Source organism: Epibacterium sp. MM17-32, assembly GCF_022348205.1.
Lineage (GTDB): Bacteria > Pseudomonadota > Alphaproteobacteria > Rhodobacterales > Rhodobacteraceae > Epibacterium.
This window is the reverse complement of sequence record NZ_JAKRFC010000002.1, coordinates 412925-426468: the sequence shown is the minus strand read 5'-3', so window position 1 is coordinate 426468 and position 13544 is coordinate 412925. Positions and strand designations below refer to the sequence as shown.

Genomic DNA, 13544 nt, shown 5'->3' with positions numbered 1-13544 from the left:
TCAGCCTGCCGACAGATGAAAGATATAGCCCTGCGCGCGCCGGGTTTGGAGATGTACCGGCTTTGACGGCACCGCCTCGATCTTGCGGCGCAGGCGCAGGATCAGCACGTCGATGGTCCGGTCCACATAGCGCTGCATGTCCGATCCCAGCTCCTCCAGAAGCTCCGGGCGCGGGACCACCCGTTCCGGATTGCGGGCAAAATACTCCAAAAGGCGGTATTCGGCGTTGGTCAGCGGGATTTCCTCGCCCGCGCCATCCAGCAACCGGCGGGACTGCACATCGAGACACATGTCGCCAAAGCGGATCGCCTGCCCCGGTGCGGCGCTGGGGCGGGCGGTGCCGTGGCCATAGCGGCGCAGCACGGCGCGGATGCGGGCGACCAGTTCGCGCGGATTGAACGGTTTGATCATGTAGTCATCGGCGCCGGTCTCCAGCCCGATGATCTTGTCGATCTCGTCGCCGACGCCGGTCAGCATCACGATCGGGATCTCGTAGCGTTCGCGGATATGGATCGCCAGCGTCAGACCGGACTCCCCGCGCAGGCGCAGGTCGATCAGCGCCAGGTCCACCGGCGGCGGATCTCCGAGCGCGTGAAAGGCGGGAATGTCGGCGCAGCAGACGGCGTCAAACCCGCTGTCCCGCATCAGCGCAGAGAGCGTATCGCGCACATTGGGATCGTCATCCACAATCGCGATCAGCGGCTCGGTCCGGCCTGCCATCATGCAACCCTCCTCCTGTCACATTCGCGGCGTCCGGGGCGTCCTGCACAGACCGCCCCTGTCCTCAGTGTCGCAAACGGGGGCCGAGTTTAAGGGGATATGGCGGCGATTGTAATACTGTTAACATGAATCCCGCATTCCGGCTGTTTCATTAACAGAACGCGGCTCGCATCGCCGCCTGCGCCGCTCCTATCGTCGGGATGTCAGCGCCTGGACCACCGGGGATGTTTCCGGCAGGCGTATCAAGGGAGGATACCATGACACAGCTATTTACCCGTGCCGCAACGGCACTGGGCGTTCTGTCGCTGAGCGCATTTGCAGCCGCCGCCGACGACTGCGCCAACCGTGGCGCGCTCGATGCGCTCTACTGCGATGCCAATGGCGATCTGGTGGCGGACACGCCCAGCGATCCGGCAGAGCTGAGCAACCCCGACACGCTGGTCTTTGCCTATACCCCGGTCGAGGACCCGGCGGTCTATGCCGACATCTGGGAGCCGTTCATCGCGCATCTGGAAGAGACCACGGGCAAGGACGTGCAGTTCTTTGCGGTGCAGTCCAACTCTGCCGAGGTCGAGGCGATGCGCTCCGGTCGTCTGCATGTGGCGGGTTTCTCCACCGGCCCGACGCCCTTTGCGGTGAACCTCGCCGGTGCCGTGCCCTTTGCCATCATGGGCGCCGAGGACGGCCAGTTCGGCTACAAGCTTCAGGTCTTTACCCAGGCCGACAGCGACATCAAGGAAGTGAAGGACCTGGCAGGCCGCCGTGTGGCGCATACCTCGCCGACCTCCAACTCCGGCAACCAGGCGCCGCGCGCGCTGTTCCCGGACCTCGGCGTTGAGCCTGACAAGGATTACGAGGTGATCTATTCCGGCTCGCACGACCAGTCGATGCTGGGTGTGGTCGCGGGCGACTACGATGCGGCGCCGGTCGCCTCCGAAGTGGTGGACCGCATGGCCGAACGCGGCCTCTATGACACCGCCGACGTGCGCAAGATCTGGGAGAGCGATCCGTTCCCGACCACCTCCTTCACCCTGGCCCACAACCTCGACCCCGAGCTGGCGGACAAGATCAAGGAGGCCTTCTTCTCCTTTGATTTCGAGGGCACCAAACTGGGCGAAGAGTTCGACGGCGTGAGCAAGTTCGTTCCGATCACCTACAAGGATCAATGGGCGGTCATCCGTCAGATCCAGAAGTCCAACGGCGTGGAATACACCCCGCAGGGCCTCGCCGGGAACTGATCCCACCCCATTCGAAACAGCCCGGTCAGCATTGGTCTGGCCGGGCGCTTTTCGCGGCCTCCCGTGCGTCTCTGCCCCCTGTGCCAGAGGGCATCGCGGCAGAGGCAGGGCCGCGCTATGTCCCGGAGACCGTCATGCTGAAAATTACCAAACTGACCAAACGCTATGGATCGGGGGATCCGGTGCTGAAGGAACTGGACCTGACGGTGGAGGGCGATCAGCTCACCTCCGTGATCGGCTCCTCCGGCGCGGGCAAGAGCACGCTGCTGCGCTGCATCAACCGCCTGGTCGAACCCACCTCGGGCTCTGTCGATCTGAACGGCACCGAGTTCACCACCCTTGGCCGCCGCGAGCTGCGCGCCGCGCGCCGCCGGATCGGCATGGTGTTTCAGGGCTTCAACCTGATCGACCGGCTGACGGTGATGGAAAACGTCCAGTCCGGGCGTCTCGGATATATCTCCACCTGGGCGGCGCTGACCCGGCGCTACCCGCGCGAGGACATTCGCCACGCCTACGAGCTGATGGAACGTGTGGGCATCGCCCATTACGCCGACAAACGCGCCGACGAGCTGTCCGGCGGTGAACGCCAGCGGGTGGGCGTGGTGCGCGCGCTGATGCAGCGCCCCGAGATCCTGCTGGCGGATGAACCCACCGCCTCGCTCGATCCCAAGACCTCCGAGCAGATCATGTCGCTGCTGCGGGATCTGGCCAGCGAGTTGAAACTGCCGGTCATCATCAACATCCACAACGTCACCGAGGCCAAGGAATACAGCGACCGCATCGTCGGCATGCGCTACGGGCGGATCATCTTTGACGACCTGCCGGGCCAGCTGGGCAAGGGCGAGATGGACGAGATCTATGCCGGGGTGCCGGCCGAGGACCGTGCGCAGGTCGGAGCAGCGGCATGAGCGCGATTAAGGACACATGGCGCAAACCGCCGTTCATCGCCAACCCCGCGCTGCGCTACGGGCTCTATGCGGCGGTGCTGATCTACTTTGTCGCGACGCTGGCCACGCTTCCGATCGACTGGGCGCGGGTGGCGGACGGCATGACACGGGCGCAGCGGATCTTCAGCGGCGCCTTCCCGCCCAGTTTTGAACGGTCGGGCCTCTTGCTCGACGGGTTCCTCGAAAGCCTGAAGATCGCGATCCTTGCCACCGTGGGCGGCATCGCGATCTCGGTGCCGCTGGCGTTCATGGCGGCAAGCAACATTTCGATCCGGCCGATCTACCTGTTGGGCCGGGGCATCATCATTGTCGCCCGCAGCTTTCACCCGGTGATCGTCGCGATCATTTTCGTCAAGGCGGTGGGCTTTGGCCCCTTTGCCGGGGCGCTGACGCTGGTGGTCTATTCCATCGGCTTTGTCGCCAAACTGCTGGCCGAACGGATCGAGGAAATCGACTTTGGCCAGGTCGAGGCCATGCGCTCTGCCGGGGCGGGGTTCATTGCCACGCTGGCCTATGCGGTGATGCCGCAGATCATGCCGCGTCTGGTTGGTTTGGGGATCTATCAGCTCGACAGCAACCTGCGCGCCTCTGCGGTGGTGGGGATCGTCGGCGCGGGCGGGATCGGCGCGACCCTGGCCAATGCCTTTGGCCGCTATGACTACGACTTTGCCCTCGCCATCACCATGGTCATCGTCGGCGTGATCCTCGTCTCCGAGGCGGTGAGCGGATTTATCAGAAAGCGGATTGCATGATGACCAGCCAGTCTTTGAACCAAACCCTCGATCAGTGGTCCCGCTTCACCCCGCGCCAGCGCCTGATGCGCTACGGCGGCTTTGCCCTGACGGTGCTGGTCGTCGCCTGGGCGCTCAGCAGCATCGACGTGATCTGGGCCTGGGTCTGGGATGCGCCATCGCAGATGGGCGACCTGTTCGGCCGCATGATGCCGCCCGATCCCAGCAACCTGCCCTCGATCCTGGAGGCGATCTGGCAGACGGTGAACATCGCCACGCTGGCCACGATGATCGCCGTCGTCGTCTCGCTGCCGGTGGCCTATATCGCGGCGCAGAACACCACGCCGAACAAGTTCGCGCTCTGGGTTGGCCGCTTTATCCTGGTGTCGTCGCGGTCGGTGAACACCATCATCTGGGCGCTGCTGTTCGTGGCCATCTTCGGCCCCGGCATCGTGGCGGGGATCGTGGCGATCATGTTCCGCTCCATTGGCTTCCTCGGCAAACTCCTCGGCGAGGCGATCGAGGAGATCGACCGCAAGCCGGTGGAGGCGCTGGAGGCCTGTGGTGCCTCGCGGTTCAAGATCGTGCTCTATGCCATCGTGCCGCAGGTGATGCCGGCGTTCTTTGCCGTGGCGATCCTGCGTTGGGACATCAACCTGCGCGAATCCACCGTGCTCGGCCTCGTCGGCGCCGGCGGCATCGGGATGATCCTGCAAGGGGCGATCGACACCTTCAACTGGCCCGAGGTCTCGATGGTGCTCCTGACCATCCTCGCCCTTGTGGTGGTGGGCGAGGTGGTGTCGTCCTTCCTGCGCCGCAAGGTGCTGTAAAATGCGCGCGGTGCCCCATTCCATCGGGGCGCCGCGTGCCCTGCCCATGGCCGGGCGTCACGCCGGATCACCGCGGCGGCGGGTCCACGGTAAAGGGCGCGAGGCTGTCGACAAAGACATCCATGAAGTCGCGCACCACCCGCGGCACGCTGACCGCGCTGGGAAACAGGATCGACAGCCGGTGATGGATTTCCGGCTCGAACGGGCGCACCACCACGCCCGCCGACCGGAACGCTTCGGCATCCAGGGCGCTGACCACCGATGCGCCCAGCCCCTGCTGCACCATGGTGCAGGCGGTGGTGAACTGGCGCACCTCGACCAGGCTGTTGATCTCGACGTTATAGCTGGCAAAGGCCCGCGACAGATGCCGGTAGAAACGGCTGTCGCGCCGGGCGTGGATCATCTTCTCCGACGCCAGATCCGCCGGTGTGATGCTGGATTTGGCCGCCAGCGGGTGCCCCGGCGGCAGGATACAGGCCGAGCGGATGAAGATGTCGCGGCTCTCGGTCGCCGGATGCCCCGAGAACCCGTCGGTGATGCCGCAGTCATATTGTTCGCCGATGATCCACTCCAGGATCCGCTCCGGGCGGTCCGGCTCCAGCGCCACGGTGACGCCGGGGCGCTCCTTCAGGAACTGCGCCAGGACCTGCGGCAGATGCGAGGTGGCAAACCCCGGCAGGCAGGCGATCCGCATGTGGCCGCCGGTGCGCTCCTTCAGGTCGCGGCGCAGGTCTTCGAGGTGGTCGAGCCCGTCGAGGATGCGCCGCACCTCCGTCAGCAGGTGCCGGGAATCACTGGTGGGTTCCAGAATGCCGCGCCGCCGCTGGAACAGCTCCAGGTCCATCGAGGCGGAGAAATCCGAAATCAGGCGGCTGACTGCCGGTTGCGAGACGCCCAGCATCTCTGCCGCCTTGGTGATGCTGCCGGTCTCCGCGACCGCCTTGAAAGCCTGAAGCTGGCGTAATTTGAACTGCACGGGCGTGTCCTTGCTGTGGGGTCGCTGCGGGGAATATGCGCATCAATATAATACCATGTTATGACAGTGTTGTGAAACTTTCACTTGAATTATGACGCGTCCTGTCAAATGCTGCCCGCGAACGACCAGAGGAGGATAGAAAATGGGTGTTTCAAAAATTGCATTGTCCTGTGCCCTGGCCACCGGCCTGACCGCCGGGGCCGCCTGGGCCGAGACCGAAATCCAGTGGTGGCACGCCATGGGCGGCGCCAATGGCGAGCGCGTCGACAAGATCGCGGCCGACTTCAACGCCAGCCAGTCCGACTACAAGATCGTGCCCACCTACAAGGGCAACTACACCGAAACCATGACCGCTGCCGTGGCCGCCTTCCGCGCCGGTGAGCAGCCGCATCTGGTGCAGGTGTTCGAGGTCGGCACCGCCACCATGATGGCCGCCAAGGGCGCGATCTACCCGATCGAGCAGATGATGGCCGACGCAGGCGAGCCGTTTGACAAATCCGACTATCTGCCGGCGGTGATCTCCTACTACCAGACCCCCGAAGGCGAACTGCTGTCGATGCCCTTCAACAGCTCCACCCCGGTGATGTGGTACAACGCCGACGCGCTGGAGGCTGCGGGCGTCGATGTTCCCGAAACATGGGATGACGTCAAAACCGCCGCACAGGCGCTGGTCGACAACGGCATGGAATGCGGCCTGTCCTTTGGCTGGCAGTCCTGGGTGATGATCGAGAACTTCTCCGCGTGGCACAACATGGAGATGGGCACCAAGGAAAACGGCTTTGCCGGGTTTGACACCGAATTTGTGTTCAACAACGACAAGGTCGCGGCCCGCCTGGACGACATCGCGTCGATGAGCGAGGGCAACCTGTTCAAATACGGTGGCCGTCGCGGCGACAGCCTGCCGCTGTTCACCAATGGCGAATGCGGCATGTGGATGAACTCCTCGGCCTATTACGGCTCCATGGTGGAACAGGCGGAGTTCGAATTCGGCCAGACCATGCTGCCGCTCGACACCTCGGTGGCGGATGCGCCGCAGAACTCCATCATCGGTGGCGCGACCCTCTGGGCGCTGGCCGGTCACGAGGATGAGGAATACAAGGGTCTGGCGCAGTTCATGACCTATCTCTCGTCGCCCGAGGTGCAGGCCTGGTGGCACCAGGAAACCGGCTATGTGCCGATCACCACTGCCGCCTATGAGCTGAGCCAGGAGCAGGGGTTCTATGACGAAAACCCCGGCACCGACACCGCGATCAAACAGCTGAGCCTGAACACGCCGACGCCGAACTCCCGCGGCATTCGTTTTGGCAACTTCGTGCAGGTGCGCGACGTCATCAACGAAGAGCTCGAAGCGCTCTGGGCTGGTGACAAGACCGCGTCCGAGGCGCTTGATACCGCAGTGGAACGCGGCAACGCGCTGCTGCGCAAGTTCGAACGCTCCGTGAAGTAATCGCCCACGGCTCTCCCCGGTCTTGCAGTGATGCAGGGCCGGGGAGGGCCGATTTTTATCCTTTTCCAGAAAGGACCCCGAGGCGCCTATGCTGAAACGCGTCCATTTCCCCGCATCCCTGTTGCCCTACCTGCTGGTCGCGCCGCAAATCGCGATCACGTTGGTGTTTTTCATCTGGCCCGCCAGTCAGGCGGTCTATCAGTCGTTCCTGATCGAGGACGCCTTTGGTCTGTCGACCGAATTCGTCTGGTTTGAGAATTTCGAGCTGCTGTTCGAGGACGACATCTATCTGGCCACCTTTGGCCGCACGATCTTCTTTTCCGCTGCCGTGGCGATCCTGTCGATGTCGATGGCGCTGATCCTTGCGGGTTTTGCCGACCGGGTCGTGCGCGGCGCGACCGCCTATCGCACACTCCTGATCTGGCCCTACGCGGTGGCGCCGGTTCTGGCGGGTGCGCTGTGGGTGTTCATGTTCAACCCGACGCTGGGGATCTTTCCCTATATCCTCGATTTTGTCGGCGTGGACTGGAACCACTATCTGAACGGCAATCAGGCGATGGCGCTGGTGGTCTTTGCCTCTGCATGGAAGCAGATCGCCTATAACTTCCTGTTCTATCTTGCCGCGATGCAGTCGATCCCGCGCTCGGTGATCGAGGCCGCCGCCATTGATGGCGCAGGCCCGATCCGCCGGTTCAAGGATTTCATCTTCCCGCTGGTGTCGCCGACCACGTTCTTCCTGCTGGTCATCAACGCGGTCTATGCGTTTTTCGAGACCTTCGGCATCATCCACGCGGTGACCCAGGGCGGGCCTGCAAACTCCACCACCATCCTCGTCTACAAGGTGTTCAACGACGGCTTTGTCGGCCTTGATCTGGGGGGCTCTGCCGCGCAGTCGGTGATCCTGATGGTGCTGGTCATTGCCATGACCGTGGTTCAGTTCCGCTTTGTCGAGAGAAGGGTGCAGTACTGATGGTTGAAAATCGACCCATCCTGAATATCGTCAGCCACATTATCCTGATCCTCGGCATCGCCATCGTGGCGCTGCCGATCTGGATCACCTTTGTGGCCGCCACCCATGATGCGGTGCGCATGACACAAGCGCCGATCCCGCTCCTGCCGGGCAGTCATTTCTGGGAGAACTTCCAACAGACGCTCTGGGGCTCCGGCCTGTCGGGCACCGAGATTGCCCCGGTCTGGCGAATGCTTCTGAACTCTCTGGCGATGGCGATGATGATCTCGCTGGGCAAGATCGCGATTTCGCTGATCTCGGCCTTTGCCATCGTCTACTTCAAATTCCCGTTCCGCATGGGGTTCTTCTGGCTGATCTTCATCACCCTGATGCTGCCGGTTGAGGTGCGCATCCTGCCCACGTTTGAGGTGGTCGCGGATCTTGGCATGCTCAACAGCTATTGGGGGCTGTCGGTGCCGCTCATCGCCTCGGCCACCGCGACGTTTATGTTCCGTCAGGTGTTCCTGACCATCCCGGACGAAATGCTCGAGAGCGCGCGCATCGACGGGGCAGGGCCGATGCGGTTCTTCTGGGACATCGTGATCCCGCTCAGCCGCACCAATATCGCGGCGCTCTTTGTGATCCTGTTCATCTACGGTTGGAACCAGTACCTCTGGCCGCTGCTGATCACCACCGACACCGACATGACCACCATTGTCATGAGCATCAAACAGATGCTGGAGGCCGCAGAGCAATCCCCGCAATGGAACATCATCATGATGACGGCCCTTCTGGCGATGATCCCGCCGGTCTTTGTCGTCATCGCAATGCAGAAGCTCTTTGTTCAGGGCCTCACCGAGACAGATAAATAGGCATCCCACATGGCAAGCATTACCCTCAAGGATCTGGTGAAATCCTACGGTGACACCGAGGTCCTGCATCACATCGACGGCGCGATCAACGATGGCGAGTTCGTCGTCATCGTCGGCCCGTCGGGCTGCGGCAAATCCACCCTCCTGCGGATGATCGCGGGGCTGGAGACCGTGACCTCCGGCGACATTCAGATCGGCGACCGGGTGGTCAACAACCTGGAACCCGCCAACCGCGACATCGCGATGGTGTTTCAGAACTACGCGCTTTATCCGCATATGTCGGTGCGTGAAAACATGGGCTACGGCCTGAAGATCCGCGGCAACAGCAAGGCCGACATCAACCGCCGCGTTGAAGAAGCCGCCGCGATCCTCGAAATCGGGCCCTACCTTGATCGCAAGCCCCGGCAACTGTCGGGCGGGCAGCGACAGCGGGTCGCCATGGGGCGCGCCATTGTGCGTGATCCGCAAGTGTTCCTGTTTGACGAACCACTCTCCAATCTGGATGCCAAGCTGCGGGTGCAGATGCGCCTTGAGATCCGCAAGCTGCAACAACGCCTTGGCGTGACCTCGATCTACGTGACCCACGATCAGGTGGAGGCGATGACGCTGGGCGACCGGCTGATGGTGCTGAATGGCGGCTATGTCGAACAGTTCGGCACGCCCATTGAACTTTATGATCGCCCCGCCACGCTTTTTGTTGCGGGCTTCATCGGCTCGCCGTCGATGAACTTCCTGCCTGCCGAGGTCGCCTCGGGCATGGTGACGCTGGCCAATGGTGCGCGCCTTGCGGGTGGGGGCACTGCTTCGGGCAAGGTGACGCTGGGCCTGCGCCCGGAACACCTGATCGCCGATGAAACTGGCCCCATCGAGATCAATGTGCAGCTTTGCGAACAGCTGGGGGCGATCACATTGCTGCATGGCCATCTCAGCGGCACCGATGTGGACTGTGTGGCCAGCATGCCCGGTCACGTGTCCGCCGGACCCGGAACGCTGATGCGCTTTGCCATTGCGCCGGAACATCTGCATATGTTCGACACGCAGACCGGCAAGCGAGTGGACGCATGAGTCATTTTCCCCAAATCGACGCCTATCGTGGTGATGCCGGGCTGATCCGGGTGATCGGCCATCGTGGCGCCCGTGGTGTCATGCCTGAAAACACGCTGGAGGGGTTTCGCTTCACCTTCGACATCGGCGTCGACGCGCTGGAGTTCGATGTGGTGCTGTCCTCGGACGGTGTGCCGGTGATCACCCACAATCACGCGCTGTCGCCGGCGGCGGTGCGCGATGCAGGGGGCGCCTGGATCGCACAGGACGACATCAAGGTCGCGGATCTGCCCTTGGACGAGTTGCGCCGCCTCGATGTGGGCGGGCTCGACAGCCGGTCCACCTATGGGCGGCGGTTCCCCGATCAGGCGTTTCTGAGCGGGGTCCGTATCCCCACGCTTGCCGATCTCTGCGCGCTGGTGAAAGAGCCGCAATACGACCACGTTGCCCTTCTGCTGGAGCTCAAGACCGATCTGAGCGATCCGGATATTGCGGCCATTCGCGTGCAGCAGGTCTCGGCGGTGGTGGAGGTCGTGCGCGCCCATGGGCTGAGCGCGCGCACCGCGCTGCACAGTTTTGACTGGGCGCTTCTGGACGAATGCCGCCGTCAGGCCCCGGAGATGCCGACCTCCTATCTGTCCGAGGTGGCGCGCGCCGGCCGCGACGGCGAACCCGCCGGCCTCACCGAGGCCAGCCCCCTGCCGGAGATGGTCGCCGCCGCCGGTGGTCAGATGTGGTGTCCGTGGTTTCAGGACATCACCCCGGAGCGCATGGCGCAAGCCCGCGCACTGTCGCTGCCGGTCACTGTCTGGACCGTCAACGAGACCGCCGATATCGAAGCGATGATTGATGCGGGTGTGGATGGGATCGTGACCGATTATCCGGGCCGGGTGCAGCGTCTTTTGCTGGAGCGCGGCCTGCGCTGGAGCGACCGTGTCCCGACACCCGCCATCGCGACATGAGAGATCTGAGCACAATGATCGGCACCGACTGGGCGTTTCAACGATATGAGAGCGTGCGCGCGACACTGCCGGATGCACGTTTTGCCTCTGCGTCGCATGAGGGGCGGGACCTGGGCGATACCGTCGAGGACTATGATGCCTATATTCTCGATGCCTTTGGCGTGCTGAACCGGGGCGAGACCGCCATCGACGGCGCGGTCGACCGCATGGCCGCACTGCGCGCCCTGGGCAAACGGCTGGTGGTGCTGACCAATGCCGCCAGTTACACGCGCGCGGAGGTGCTGGCCAAATATCACCGGCTTGGCTTTGATTTCACCGCATCCGAGGTGGTCTCCAGCCGCGACGTGGCCTTTGTCGGACTGCCGAGGCTGCCCGAGGGCACTTGCTGGGCTGCGGCAGCGGCCCCGGAAGATGACTTTAGCGATGCGCCCCCGGGCGTGCAGATTGCACATCTCGCGGACAACCCGGACTTGTTGCACACCGCCGGGGGCTTTTTGCTGCTGTCATCCGCGCGCTGGGATGGGGCCGACACAAAGGCGCTGACCGATGCGTTGCTGGAAAACCCGCGCCCGCTGGTGGTGGCCAACCCCGATCTGGTGGCCCCGCGCGAAGAGGGCCTGTCGCTGGAGCCGGGCCTCGTTGCGCATGACATCACCGAACGCACCGGCGGCAAGGCGATGTTCTTTGGCAAGCCCTTTGGCAATGCCTTTGACACCGCGTTGGCGCGGCTGGCGGGCATTCCGCGCGCCCGCATCGCCATGGTGGGGGACACACTGCACACCGATGTGCTGGGTGGCGCGGCAGCAGGGATCGGATCTATTCTGATTACGGATCACGGGCTGTTCAGGGGCCATGATGTCGCGCCCTACATAGAGAAGAGCGCAATTCGACCAAGCTGGATCGTGGCAACGACATAGCCTGTAGGGATCGCGCCGGGTGGACAAGGCGCGCCACGGCAGACGGAGGCAAGACGGGATTGACGGCATTTCTGATACAGATCGCGGGGGCGGCGGCGCTCTTGTTGTGGGCGGTGCGGCTGGTGCGCACCGGGGTGGAGCGCGCCTTTGCCACGCAATTGCGCCAGGGGCTGCGCCGGGCGTCGGACAACCGGCTGCTGGCCACCGTGACCGGTCTTGTGTCGGCCATGCTGTTGCAGAGTTCGACCGCCGTGGCGATGCTGGTCTCGAACTTTGCCGCCAAAGGGGCCCTTGCGGGCTCCGTCGGCCTTGCCATGCTGCTGGGCGCCGATCTCGGCTCTGCGCTGGTGGCACAGATCCTGCTGGCACGCCCGGGGCTGCTGGTTCCGGCGCTGATCCTGCTGGGGGTGATCCTGTTCCTGCGCAGCCATCAGCGCAGGGTGCGCCAGACCGGCCGTATCCTGATCGGCCTGGCGCTGATCTTCGTCTCCCTCGACATGCTGCGCACCGCCACCGCCCCGATCATCCAGAGCGATGGGGCCGTGGCCATTTTGGGCTATCTCGACAGTGATCTCCTGACCGCCTTTCTGCTCGGGGCTGTCTTTGCCTGGGTGGTGCATTCCAGCGTGGCGGCGATCCTGCTGTTCGTGACCATGGTGGCGCAGGGCGCGCTGCCGCCGATGGCCGCAGTGGCGATGGTGCTGGGGGCCAACCTGGGCGGGGCCATGATCGCCTTTGTGCTGACGCTGGCCGCGGATGTCCGCGCCCGCCGCATCGTGATGGCGAACCTGGTACTGCGCGGTGGCGGCGCGCTGCTGGTGCTGGTGGCGCTGAACCTGAACCTCTTGGACCCGCAGTGGCTGGGCGCCACCGCGGCGGGGCAGGTGATGGCGATCCACCTGGCGTTCAACCTCGTGCTCTGCCTGCTGATGATGCCGCTGGTGGGGGTGATCGCCCGCCTGTCCGACCGGCTGCTTGCGGAGGATGCCGTCCAACCCGGCGACCGGGGGCTGAGCGCGCTGGACCCTGCTGCGCTCGATGATCCGCCGCGCGCGCTGAGCTGCGCCGCCCGCGAACTGCTGCGCATGGGGGAACTGGTCGAAAAGATGCTGGTCTCCGCCACCGGGCTCTATGAAACCTGGGATGACCGGGTCGCCACCGGCATTCAGGAAGACGAGCGCGCCCTTCGGCGGATGCATCAGGACCTGAAGCTCTATCTGGCCGGGGTGCATGGTCAAAAGCGCGACGACGAGGCCGCAAATGGCGCGATCGAGGCGTCTCTGATGGCCGCCAATCTCGAGGCCGCCGCCGATCAGGTCGCGCGCAAGATGACCGACCTGGCCCGCAAGCTGCATCACGAAGGCGTCTGTTTCTCCAAATCGGGGCGGCAGGAACTGTTGGACTTCATGGACCGCGTGCAGGCCAATGCGCAGCTCGCGCTCAAGGTGATGATGACCGGCAACCCCGATGACGCCCGGGAATTGGTCGCCGAGAAAGACAGCATCCGCACCGCCGAGCAACGCTTGCAGAGCAAGCACCTCAGCCGGTTGCGCGACGGCATCAGCGAGAGCATCGAGACCAGCGCCCTGCACCAAGAGACCCTGCGTATCCTGAAACAGGTCAACACCGCCTTTGCCATGGCCGGCTATCCGATCGTCGAACGCGCCGGAGACCTGCTCTCCAGCCGCTTGCAGCGTCCGGGCGACCCGCTGGGCGGACAATAAGCCGCCGCTCCACACCGTCGGTTCTGACAGGCCGCGGCAGCGCCGTGGGCCACTGCCTGCCTCCGCCCCGCCCACGCGGGCGGGGCACCGTTCTCGCATTCCCGTAGCACATTGCATGCGTGTCGCGCCCATGGGTGCATGACACGCATGCCTTGCTTGCGCCGCGCGCGACTTCTCACATCAGAAA

Annotated in this window: 13 protein-coding genes; 11 read left to right on the top strand and 2 right to left on the bottom strand. The window is 63.9% G+C overall.

Annotation, left to right across the window (positions count from 1 at the left end):
• Complete coding sequence (locus MHM88_RS05055; RefSeq protein ID WP_239360730.1) at window positions 1–723, bottom strand: winged helix-turn-helix domain-containing protein; 723 nt, start codon at window positions 721–723, stop codon at window positions 1–3.
• 254 nt (window positions 724–977) lie between these two features.
• Between MHM88_RS05055 and phnD the strand changes: the two genes are divergently transcribed.
• From phnD to phnE (MHM88_RS05035), 4 genes are all read left to right on the top strand, one after another.
• Window positions 978–1958: a phosphate/phosphite/phosphonate ABC transporter substrate-binding protein gene (phnD, locus tag MHM88_RS05050; RefSeq protein WP_239318559.1), complete on the top strand. Its 981-nt coding sequence runs from the start codon at window positions 978–980 to the stop codon at window positions 1956–1958.
• Window positions 1959–2092: 134 nt separating this feature from the next.
• Window positions 2093–2866 carry a phosphonate ABC transporter ATP-binding protein gene (phnC, locus tag MHM88_RS05045; protein ID WP_239318561.1) on the top strand — a complete coding sequence of 258 codons (774 nt, stop codon included), beginning with the start codon at window positions 2093–2095 and terminating at the stop codon, window positions 2864–2866.
• A complete protein-coding gene (gene phnE / locus MHM88_RS05040; RefSeq protein ID WP_239360728.1) occupies window positions 2863–3657 on the top strand; it encodes a phosphonate ABC transporter, permease protein PhnE in 795 nt (264 codons plus the stop codon). The genes phnC and phnE (MHM88_RS05040) overlap by 4 nt, the downstream gene beginning before the upstream one ends.
• Window positions 3657–4466, top strand: a complete 810-nt coding sequence (phnE, locus tag MHM88_RS05035; protein WP_239319188.1) for a phosphonate ABC transporter, permease protein PhnE — start codon at window positions 3657–3659, stop codon at window positions 4464–4466. The genes phnE (MHM88_RS05040) and phnE (MHM88_RS05035) overlap by 1 nt, the downstream gene beginning before the upstream one ends.
• 67 nt (window positions 4467–4533) lie before the next feature.
• On the opposite strand, the gene MHM88_RS05030 is transcribed toward phnE (MHM88_RS05035), so the two are convergent.
• Window positions 4534–5442 (bottom strand): LysR substrate-binding domain-containing protein, encoded by a 909-nt coding sequence (locus tag MHM88_RS05030; RefSeq protein WP_239318565.1) that lies wholly within the window; start codon window positions 5440–5442, stop codon window positions 4534–4536.
• A 142-nt stretch (window positions 5443–5584) separates the two neighbouring features.
• Between MHM88_RS05030 and ugpB the strand changes: the two genes are divergently transcribed.
• The 7 genes from ugpB to MHM88_RS04995 all read left to right on the top strand — a co-directional run bounded on the left by ugpB (window position 5585) and on the right by MHM88_RS04995 (window position 13357).
• Window positions 5585–6889 (top strand): sn-glycerol-3-phosphate ABC transporter substrate-binding protein UgpB, encoded by a 1305-nt coding sequence (gene ugpB / locus MHM88_RS05025; RefSeq protein WP_239360726.1) that lies wholly within the window; start codon window positions 5585–5587, stop codon window positions 6887–6889.
• A gap of 88 nt (window positions 6890–6977) precedes the next feature.
• The gene (gene ugpA, locus MHM88_RS05020; RefSeq protein ID WP_126137268.1) at window positions 6978–7859 is read left to right on the top strand and encodes a sn-glycerol-3-phosphate ABC transporter permease UgpA; all 882 of its coding nucleotides are present in this window, start codon (window positions 6978–6980) and stop codon (window positions 7857–7859) included.
• A complete protein-coding gene (gene ugpE, locus MHM88_RS05015; protein WP_239360713.1) occupies window positions 7859–8710 on the top strand; it encodes a sn-glycerol-3-phosphate ABC transporter permease UgpE in 852 nt (283 codons plus the stop codon). The genes ugpA and ugpE overlap by 1 nt, the downstream gene beginning before the upstream one ends.
• A 9-nt stretch (window positions 8711–8719) precedes the next feature.
• Complete coding sequence (locus MHM88_RS05010; protein ID WP_239360710.1) at window positions 8720–9775, top strand: sn-glycerol-3-phosphate import ATP-binding protein UgpC; 1056 nt, start codon at window positions 8720–8722, stop codon at window positions 9773–9775.
• The gene (locus MHM88_RS05005) at window positions 9772–10716 is read left to right on the top strand and encodes a glycerophosphodiester phosphodiesterase family protein (protein WP_239360708.1); all 945 of its coding nucleotides are present in this window, start codon (window positions 9772–9774) and stop codon (window positions 10714–10716) included. The genes MHM88_RS05010 and MHM88_RS05005 overlap by 4 nt, the downstream gene beginning before the upstream one ends.
• Before the next feature lie 14 nt (window positions 10717–10730).
• Window positions 10731–11633, top strand: coding sequence for an HAD-IIA family hydrolase (locus MHM88_RS05000; protein WP_239360706.1), 903 nt, complete (start codon window positions 10731–10733; stop codon window positions 11631–11633).
• Window positions 11634–11692: 59 nt separating this feature from the next.
• A complete protein-coding gene (locus MHM88_RS04995; RefSeq protein ID WP_239360704.1) occupies window positions 11693–13357 on the top strand; it encodes a Na/Pi cotransporter family protein in 1665 nt (554 codons plus the stop codon).
• Window positions 13358–13544 lie beyond the last annotated feature (187 nt).